The organism is Aquabacterium sp. (assembly GCF_035476535.1).
Taxonomy (GTDB): Bacteria; Pseudomonadota; Gammaproteobacteria; order Burkholderiales; family Burkholderiaceae_C; genus Pseudaquabacterium.
Genome location: NZ_DATILJ010000272.1, coordinates 1 through 8,863 on the forward strand (window position 1 = coordinate 1; position 8,863 = coordinate 8,863).

General features: G+C 70.6%; 6 protein-coding genes. 4 read left to right on the forward strand and 2 right to left on the reverse strand.

Annotation, left to right across the window (positions count from 1 at the left end; genetic code table 11):
* Nucleotides 1-1,866 (forward strand): M3 family metallopeptidase (locus VLK61_RS27005; RefSeq protein WP_325425863.1); only part of this gene is annotated, 1,866 nt, incomplete at its 5' end.
* A 15-nt stretch (nt 1,867-1,881) separates the two neighbouring features.
* On the opposite strand, the gene VLK61_RS27010 is transcribed toward VLK61_RS27005, so the two are convergent.
* On the reverse strand, nt 1,882-4,944 hold the full coding sequence (locus VLK61_RS27010; protein WP_325425865.1) for a PAS domain-containing protein: 3,063 nt from the start codon (nt 4,942-4,944) through the stop codon (nt 1,882-1,884).
* Between the two features lie 140 nt (nt 4,945-5,084).
* Complete coding sequence (locus VLK61_RS27015) at nt 5,085-5,303, reverse strand: hypothetical protein (protein WP_325425867.1); 219 nt, start codon at nt 5,301-5,303, stop codon at nt 5,085-5,087.
* 105 nt (nt 5,304-5,408) lie between these two features.
* Here VLK61_RS27015 and VLK61_RS27020 point away from each other — a divergent pair, with 105 nt between their 5' ends.
* The 3 genes from VLK61_RS27020 to VLK61_RS27030 are packed head-to-tail and all read left to right on the forward strand — an operon-like array spanning nt 5,409 to nt 8,727.
* Entirely contained in the window at nt 5,409-6,179 is a 771-nt protein-coding gene (locus VLK61_RS27020; protein WP_325425869.1) for a 2OG-Fe dioxygenase family protein, read from the forward strand.
* Nucleotides 6,180-6,211: 32 nt separating this feature from the next.
* Entirely contained in the window at nt 6,212-7,210 is a 999-nt protein-coding gene (locus VLK61_RS27025) for a threo-3-hydroxy-L-aspartate ammonia-lyase (RefSeq protein WP_325425871.1), read from the forward strand.
* Nucleotides 7,207-8,727, forward strand: a complete 1,521-nt coding sequence (locus tag VLK61_RS27030) for a S10 family peptidase (protein WP_325425873.1) — start codon at nt 7,207-7,209, stop codon at nt 8,725-8,727. The genes VLK61_RS27025 and VLK61_RS27030 overlap by 4 nt, the downstream gene beginning before the upstream one ends.
* Nucleotides 8,728-8,863: the final 136 nt, after the last annotated feature.

Genomic DNA, 8,863 nt, shown 5'->3' on the forward strand with positions numbered 1-8,863 from the left:
CGCGCCGGCACGCTGCTGGGGCGCATCCAGGCGGTGTTCTACAACCTCACGGCCTCGGCCACCTCGCCGGCGCTGCAGGCCGTGCAGCGCGAGATGGCCGCGCCGCTGGCCGCGCACTGGAGTGCGGTGTACCAGGATGCCGCGCTGTTTGCACGCATCGACGCGGTGCACATGCAGCGCCAGAACCTGGGGCTGACGCCCGAGCAGCTGCGCCTGGTCGAGCGCACGCACACCGGCTTCGTGCGCGCCGGCGCGCAGCTGCCGGCCGCACAGCGTGCGCGTTATGCCGTACTGATGCAGCGCCTGGCGGGCCTGACCACCTCGTTCGCGCAGAACGTGCTGCACGACGAAGCCAGTTTCATGCTGCCGCTGCCCGATGAAGCGTCGCTCGCCGGGCTGCCCGAGTTCCTGCGTGCCGCGGCGCGCCAGGCGGCGGCCGAGCGCGGCCAGCCCGGCGGGGCGGTGATCACGCTGTCGCGTTCGCTGATCGTGCCCTTCCTGACCTTCTCGGAGCGGCGCGACCTGCGCGAGCTGGCCTGGCGCGCCTGGGTCGGCCGTGGCGAGCAGCCTGGCGAGCACGACAACCGGCCGATGGCCCGCGAGATCCTGGCCGTGCGCCGCGAACAGGCCCAACTGCTGGGCTATGCCAGCTATGCCGACTTCGCGCTGGCCGACACCATGGCGCGCAGCCGCGAACGGGTGTGGGCCCTGCTCGACGAGGTGTGGCAGCGCGCGCTGCCGGCGGTCGAGCGCGAACGCGCGATGGCCGCCGAAGCGATGGCCGCCGCCGGCGCGAGCGGGCCCATCGAGGCCTGGGACTGGCGCTACTGGGCCGAGAAAGTGCGCGTGGCCCGCTACGCGCTGGACGAGGCCGAGCTGAAGCCGTACTTCGCGCTGCCCAACATGGTGGCCGCGGTGTTCGACTGCGCACAGCGCCTGTTCGGCGTGCAGTTCAAGCGCCGCGAAGACCTGGCCGCCTACCACGACGACGTGCTGGCCTATGAAGTGAGCGACAGCGCCGGTCAGCCGATCGGCCTGTTTCTGCACGACAACTTCTCGCGCCCGGCCAAGCGCAGCGGCGCCTGGATGAGCTCGCTGCGCTGGCAGCACCGCAACGGCGCGCCGGGGGCCGAGCGCTCGCAGCCGGTGATCCTGAACAACAACAACTTCGCCAAGGCCGCGCCGGGCCAGGCCACGCTGCTGTCGCTGGACGATGTGCGCACGCTGTTCCACGAGTTCGGCCATGGCCTGCATGGCCTGCTGTCCGACGTGGCTTACGAGCGCCTGTCCGGCACCCAGGTGCTACGCGACTTCGTCGAGCTGCCCTCGCAGCTGTTCGAGCACTGGGCGCAGGAGCGTGTGGTGCTGAAGGCGCATGCGCGCCATGCCGTCACCGGCGAGCCGATTCCCGATACGTTGATCGAGCGCATCGAGGCCGCGCGCAAGTTCGGCCAGGGATACGAAACCGTGCGCTACACCGCCAGCGCCATCGTCGACATGGCAGCGCACGAGAGCCCGGAGCCGATCGACGACATCGTCGCCTTCGAAGCCCGCGTGCTGGCCGAACGCGGCCTGCCGCAGGGCGTGGGCCTGAACCACCGCCTGCCGCATTTCCAGCACCTGTTCTCCGGCTCCAGCTACGCCGCGGGTTACTACGTCTACCTGTGGGCCGAGGTGCTGGACGCCGATGCGCACGACGCGTTCGTCGAAGCCGGCGACGTGTTCAGCCGCGAGGTGGCGGCGCGGCTGCGGCGCTACATCTACGGCAGCGGCGACAGCATCGAGCCGGGCGAGGCCTACCGGGCCTTCCGCGGCCGCGACCCACGCATCGAGCCGATGCTGCGCGATCGAGGATTGCTGGATTGATCGGGTGCGCCATCTCTATGGCTCTGCGCCGAACAGCTGATCCAGCGCGCCCATGAAGCGCCGGAAGTCCAGCGGCTTGGTCCAGTAGTCGTCGAATCCGGCGGCCAGCGCGTGGCGGATGTCTTCCGGCATCGCGTTGGCCGACAGCGCAATGCAGCGGATGCCGGCCGTTGCGGGGTCGGCGCGCAGGCGGCGCAGCACCTCGTGGCCGTCGAAGTCCGGCAGCTGCATGTCGACCAGGATCAGCTCGGGCGCTGATGCGCGGGCCAGTTCGATGCCGCTGCGGCCATCGGGCGCGGACTCCAGCTGCAGGTCGTGCCGCCGGCCGATCAGCTCGCTGACGATCATCACATTGACCGGGTTGTCCTCGATGTAGAGCAGGTGGTGCAGCGCAGGGGGGGCCGGCAGCACCGGTTCGAGGACACCAACCGTGTCGTGGCCGGGTTCGGCGGCCGGCAGGTGCAGCGTGAAGCAGCTGCCGACACCGACGTCGCTGCCCGCCGTCACGCTGCCGCCCATGTGCTGCATGGAAGCCTGCGCGATGGCCAGGCCGATGTCGGTGCCGGCCATGCCTTCGCGCTCCGCGCCCAGGCGGTTGAAGGGCTCGAAGACGTGCTGCAGCTGCTGGGCGCTCATGCCGCGGCCGCTGTCCCGCACCTGCAGCACGATCGTCCCGTCTTCGCGCCGGGCTTCCACCTGCACATGGCCATCGGGCCGGTTGTACTTGATGGCGTTGCTCAGCAGGTTGATCAGCACCTGGCGCAGCCGCATCGGATCGGCGCGCACGGCAAAGTCCAGTTCGCCGAGGCGCAGTTGCACGCCGTGCTGGTGGGCCAGGTTCTCGACCAGCGGCAGCACCGATTGCAGCAGCGCCGGCAGCGCCACCGGTGCCAGCTGCAGCGGCAGCTCGCCGGACTCCAGGCTGGACAGGTCCAGCACGTCGTTGATCAGCGAGAGCAGGTGCTCGCCGGCGGCGTGGATGTGCTCGACGCGGCGGCGGCGCAGCGTTTCGTCCTGGGCCGGGCCATCGGTGAGCAGCAGCTGCGCGAAACCGAGCACGGCATTCAGCGGCGTGCGCAACTCGTGGCTCATGCGCGCGAGGAACTGCGACTTGGCCTGGCTCTCGCGCTGCGCCAGCTGCTTGTCCTGCAGCGCCTGGGCGGCAGCATGGGCGTCGGTCACGTCCCAGTTGATGCCGATGCGGCGCACGCCGCGGCCATGCTCGTCGTCCACCGGCACCGAGCGCGAGGCCAGCCAGTGCACACTGCCGTCGGGCCAGATCACGCGGAACACCGCGTCCGAGGGTCGGCCTTCGGCAATCGCGTTCACCAACTCGCCCCGCGTCGCGGCCAGGTCATCCGGATGGATCCAGGTGTTGCGCTCCGCGCGACCCACCGGCGCGGCGCGTGGCTCGCGGCCACGCAGGCGGAACATCTGCTCGTCCCACACGCCGATTTCACCGTCGAGATCGGTCTCCCAGGTGCCGATGCCGGCGCCGCGCGTGGCCAGTGCCACGCGCTCCGAGGCGTCGCGCAGCCGGCGTTCGGCGGCGTGGCGCTCGGTGACATCGAGCATCACGCCATACAGCGTGATGCCGTGCGAGCCGCTCTCGATCGAGGTGCGCGAGGCCACGCGCCGCATCGTGCCGTCGGAGCGCCGGATGCGCAGGTCCAGGTCCACCATCCCGCTTTTGCGGCTCAGCAGCGTGCGGATGGCTTCGAGCGCCGACGCGTGATCGTCCGGGTGCAGATAACGGGCACGGTAATCGTCCATGCTGGTGGCCACGGCGGCATCACGGCCGCCGTGCAGCAGCCGCATCTGGTCGTCCCAGTGCATCTCGCCAGTGTCGATGTCCTGCGTCCAGATCGCCACGCCGGCCGCGCTGGTGGCCATCTCCAGCCGGCGCGCCAGCTCCATCTCGCGCTGCGATTGCACGAAGCGCTCGGTCAGGTCCAGCGCCACGCCGAGGTAGCCGGTGAACTCGCCTTGCTCGTTGCGCTGCGCGATGCAGCGGGTGAGCAGGTAGCGCATCTGGCCGTCGCCGCGCTGGTAGCGTGTTCCCACCTCGACCGGGCCGTCCTGGGTTTCGGCCCGGCGGATGCGGGCCAGCACCTCGGGCAGATCAGAGGCGTGGACGAAGGGACCCAGCGACTCGACGGCGATGCCTTCGGGCTGCGGCGCGCGGTGCAGCAGGGCCCAGCCGCTGTCGCTGGTGAACAGCCGGCGCTGCGCATGGTCGTAGCGCCAGACCATGATGTCGGCCAGCTCCATCGCCAGGCGCAGCTGGGCATGGGTTTCGCCGTGCGACTGGGCCAGGCGGAACGCCTCGGTGTCGTCCATCAGGATGCCCTGCGCGCGTTCGGGCCGGCCATCGGCACCCGGGTGGGTCTGCCATTGCGAACGCAGATGGCGCAGGCTGCCATCGGCCGCGCGCACCCGGAAGCGCATCGAATGCATGCCGCAGCGCTGCGCCGATTCGGCGTAGGCGGCCCGCAGCGCTTCGCGGTCTTCGGCGAGCACGCTCTGAACGGCCTGCTCGAAGGGCAGCGCGCCGTCCCGCGGCGTCAAGCCCCACAGCTGCCAGACATGGCGGTCCCAGCGGCCCTCGCGCGTGCGCAAGTCGCGCTCCCAGACGCCGAGGCGGCCATAGTCCTGTGCCATCTCCATCAAACCGGCCAGGTGCTGGTTGTCCTGTTGCAACTGGTGTTGGCGGCCCGTGGGCTGCAGCGACAGCACCAGGCCGGTGCTGCCCTGGCGCTCGGCGCTGCGCATGCCGAGCCGGCAATGCAAGGGCTGGCCGCGGGCATCGCGCCCGGTGAAATCCACGGGGGCAAAACCCTGGGCCGACTTCAGGCGCTGGCCCAGCCACAGCCGCATCACCGGGTCGGTCGCGGGCCCGCACAGCAGTTCATCGAAACGCTGGCCCACCGCCGCCGCTTCCGCGATGTGCGTGAACGCCATGAACGCGCCATTGACGGCCTGCACGCGCCCCTGGGCATCGGCCAGGGCGACCGGCAGGTCGAGCAGCTCGTAAGCGGCGATGGCCGGCATGGCCGGCGGCGCGGGCGGCAAGGTCATCGTGGCGGGGGTTGCTGCGGGCGGGCCGCACCGGCAGGGCCAGGCACGACGAGGTGCCGCAGTCTAACGGCGTGAATGTCCGAGCGGGCCGTGCAAAAACCAGGGATCACCCTGCATCCACGGGGGCCGGCGAGCCGGACTCAGCGCGGCGCGGCGGCGGCCTGGCGCCGCAGTTTCAGCGCCAGGCGGCGCAGCAGTTCGGAGGGCAGGGTGAGCGCCAGGGCCACGCATTGTTCGGCATAACCGCTGTCGCACTGCAGCCGATCCACGTCGACCCGGCGGCCCTGGGAGGCCATCAGCCATTTGAAATCGACCCAGTCGAGCAGGCTGGGCAGGGCAGAGGATTCGCGGCTGTTCATCAGAGGTCAGAATCGGCCTTCCCCTAACGCGGCAAGGCCGATCTGCGCTGACAGACTAGTCAGACTATTTCGCGCACCGCCCCATCCGACACGAGGACCCCGAGCATGAGCTTGCCGCCGCCCCTGACCGCCTTGACCGACCTGGACGCCCAGCTGGCGGCCAGCGGCTATGCCGTGTTGGACGCGGCCTCGCTGGCGCGGCTGGCCGGTGCGGCGCCGCAGGCCTTCGAGGCCTGGCATGCCTGCTGGGACGACCTGCCGCCCGACGGCTACTTGCGCGACGGCGGCCGCTACCGCCGCCGGCGCCACGCCTGCTTCACGGTGGCGCCCGGTGGCGCGCAGGCAGGTCAACGCCTGCAGCCGGTGCCCAACCGGGCGCACTGGCAGCCGCTGGACTACAACGCGCTGCACGGCGGGATCGAGCGCTGGTTCGAGCCGATGCACCCGGCGATGACACACGACGCGCCGTGGGCCCAGTTGCTGGCGGCGCTGGCCGATCTGGCCGGCCGGCTGCGCGGTGTACCGGGTGCGCGCTGGTATGTCGAAGCGCACCCGTTCCGCATCGACACCACCGACGGCATCGGCCGCCCGACGCCCGAAGGGGCACACCGCGACGGCGTCGACCTGGTGGCCGTGCTGATGGTCGGGCGCAGCGGCGTGAAGGGCGGCGAGACGCGGGTGTTCGACGCGCGCGGCCCGCAAGGCGTGCGCTTCACGCTGAGCGAGCCGTGGAGCGCCTTGCTGCTGGACGATGCGCGCGTGATCCACGAGAGCACGCCGATCCAGCCGGTCGATGCGGCCGCCGGCGGCCACCGCGACACGCTGGTGCTGACCTTCCGCCAGGGCGGTTTCCAGGGCCCGGACGCGCCCCGCTGATCCGCCTGTTCCCCACTGAGCCCGAGCACACGATGAACCCTCTTGCCATCGGCTTTGCCGACGTCGAAGCCGCTGCCGCCCGCCTGGCCGGCGTGGCTCACCGCACGCCCGTGCTGCGCTCGCGCACGGCCGATGCACGCACCGGCGCGCAGCTGTTCTTCAAGGCCGAGAACCAGCAGCGCATGGGCGCCTTCAAGTTCCGCGGCGCGTACAACGCGCTGTCGCAGTTCACACCGGCGCAGCGCCAGCGCGGCGTGCTGGCCTTCAGCTCCGGCAACCATGCGCAGGCGATTGCGCTATCGGCCCGCCTGCTGGACATGCCCTCGGTGATCGTGATGCCGCAGGACGCGCCGGCCGCCAAGCTGGCCGCCACGCGCGAGTACCAGGCCGAGCAGCCGGGCAGCGAGGTGGTGCTCTACGACCGCTACCGCGAAGACCGCGAGGCGATAGGACGGCGCATTGCCGCTGAACGCGGGCTGACGCTGATCCCGCCCTACGACCATCCGCATGTGATGGCCGGGCAGGGCACGGCGGCCCTTGAGCTGGTCGATGAGGTCGGCACGCTCGATGCGCTGCTGGTCTGTGTCGGCGGCGGCGGCTTGATCTCCGGCTGCGCGGTGGCGGCCAAGCACCGGCTGCCGGACATCCAGGTCATCGGTGTCGAGCCCGAAGCCGGCAACGACACGCAGCAGAGCCTGGCGCGCGGCGAGATCGTGCACATCGATGTGCCGCAGACCATTGCGGACGGCGCACAGACCCAGGCCAGCGGCCAGCATACCTTCCCGGTGATCCAGGCGCTGGTGGCGCGCGTGCTGACGGTCAGCGACGCGCAGCTGATCACGACGATGCGCTTTTTTGCCGAGCGCTTGAAGCAGGTGGTGGAGCCCACCGGCTGCTTGGCCGCGGCGGCGGTGCTCGAGGGTGCGGTCGACCTGCGCGGCCAGCGCGTCGGCGTGATCCTGTCGGGCGGTAACGTGGATCTCGCGCGTTATGCACAGTTCCTGCACACCACCCACCTGGAGACCCGATGAGCGACAGCCCCGCCACCAGCACCAAGCCCGAGTCCGACGGCGACAAGCGCCAGCGCGAGCGGGCCGAACAACTGCTGGCCCGTGCGCCGGTGCTGGCCAGCGGCGGCGTGACGCTGGCCAGCGGCCGGCGGCTGGACTACGCCGTGCGCGCGGCCTTCGTGCCGGTGACGCAGGGCGGCATCGATGCGCAGCGCGGCGAGTTGCAGGCGGCGGTGTTCACCATCGCCTACAGCGTGCCGGCCGGCGACGGTACGCCGCGCCCGGTGTGTTTCGTGTTCAACGGCGGGCCCGGTTCGGCCTCGATCTGGCTGCACCTGGGCGCGCTGGGCCCGAAGCGCGTGCCGATGAACGACGACGGCTCGATGCCGCGGGCGCCCTATGCGGTGGTCGACAACCCGCTGACCTGGCTGGAACACTTCGACCTGGTGTTCATCGACCCGCCGCACACTGGCTTCTCGTTGTCCGCCAGCGATGCCGCGCGCAAAACCCTGCTGTCGGTGGACGGGGATGTCGATGCGCTGGCCGAGGTGATGCGCGGCTGGCTGGCCAGCAACGGGCGCTTCGGCGCTCCGCTGTACCTGGCCGGCGAGAGCTATGGCACAACGCGCGGCGCTGCGCTGGCCGACAAGATGCAAGCCCATGGCCTGGGCTTCGAGGGTGTGATCCTGGTGTCCTGCGCGATGGACCTGCAGAGCCTGATCTTCGCGCCGCGCAACGACCTGCCGTATGCACTGTACTTGCCGGGTTTTGCCAACGTGGCGCAATACCACGGCCGCTTGAAGGGCGCATTGGCCGCGTCGCCCGAGGCGGCGCGCGCCGCTGCCGAGGCCTTTGTCGCCGAAGACTACCTGACCGCGCTGCACGCCGGCTCCCGGCTGGACGGCCGCGCACGCAGCCGCATCGAAAAGCGCATCGCCGAACTCACCGGCCTGCCGCCGGCGCTGGTGCAGGAAAAGAACCTGCGCATCAACGACCAGTGCTTCTTCTTCGACGCGCTGCGCGATGAGGGCCGCATCGTCGGCCGGCTCGAGGCGCGGGTCACCGGGCCGATGGCGGCCAGCCGCACGCGTGAGTGGGAGTTCGACCCCGGCATCGAGGCGCTGGTGGCGCCCTACACCACCGCGTCACTGGCCTATTTCGCTTCGCTGGGCATCCCGACCGATGCGCGCTACGAGGTGCTGTCGCTGGAGGTGAACAAGGCCTGGAACTGGGGGCGCGGCAGCGCCGAGGGCGTGCGCGAGGCGAATGGCTTCACCTGCACCAGCACCGACCTGGCGCGGGCCCTGCGGCGCAATCCGCACCTGCGGGTGTTCGTCGCCAGCGGGCGCTACGACCTGGGCACGCCGTATTCGGCGTCGGACTGGTCCTTGGCGCAGGTGGATGCGCCGGCCGAGGTGCTGGCGCGCATCACGCACCGCTACTACGACGCCGGCCACATGTTCTACACCCGCACTGCCGATCTGGCCCAGTTGAAGACCGACTTGGCAAGCTGGCTGGGGGCCGGGTCAGGCGCGTGAGAGAGCCCCCAAACCTGCCGCTTCGCGTCAGGCCCCCCAAGGGGGTTGAGTCAAGTGGCAGAGCCACATTGATTCAAGCGGCTGACCAAAGTCAACTGGTGTGGAATCTTGCATGCCCCGGAAAGTTCCTGTGGTT

Excerpts from the sequence above, each read along its gene's own strand:
- VLK61_RS27010 (WP_325425865.1), bottom strand. The coding sequence starts at position 4,944 with ATGACCTTGCCGCCCGCGCCGCCGGCCATGCCGGCCATCGCCGCTTAC.
- VLK61_RS27015 (WP_325425867.1), bottom strand. The coding sequence starts at position 5,303 with ATGAACAGCCGCGAATCCTCTGCCCTGCCCAGCCTGCTCGACTGGGTC.
- VLK61_RS27020 (WP_325425869.1), top strand. The coding sequence starts at position 5,409 with ATGAGCTTGCCGCCGCCCCTGACCGCCTTGACCGACCTGGACGCCCAG.
- VLK61_RS27025 (WP_325425871.1), top strand. The coding sequence starts at position 6,212 with ATGAACCCTCTTGCCATCGGCTTTGCCGACGTCGAAGCCGCTGCCGCC.
- VLK61_RS27030 (WP_325425873.1), top strand. The coding sequence starts at position 7,207 with ATGAGCGACAGCCCCGCCACCAGCACCAAGCCCGAGTCCGACGGCGAC.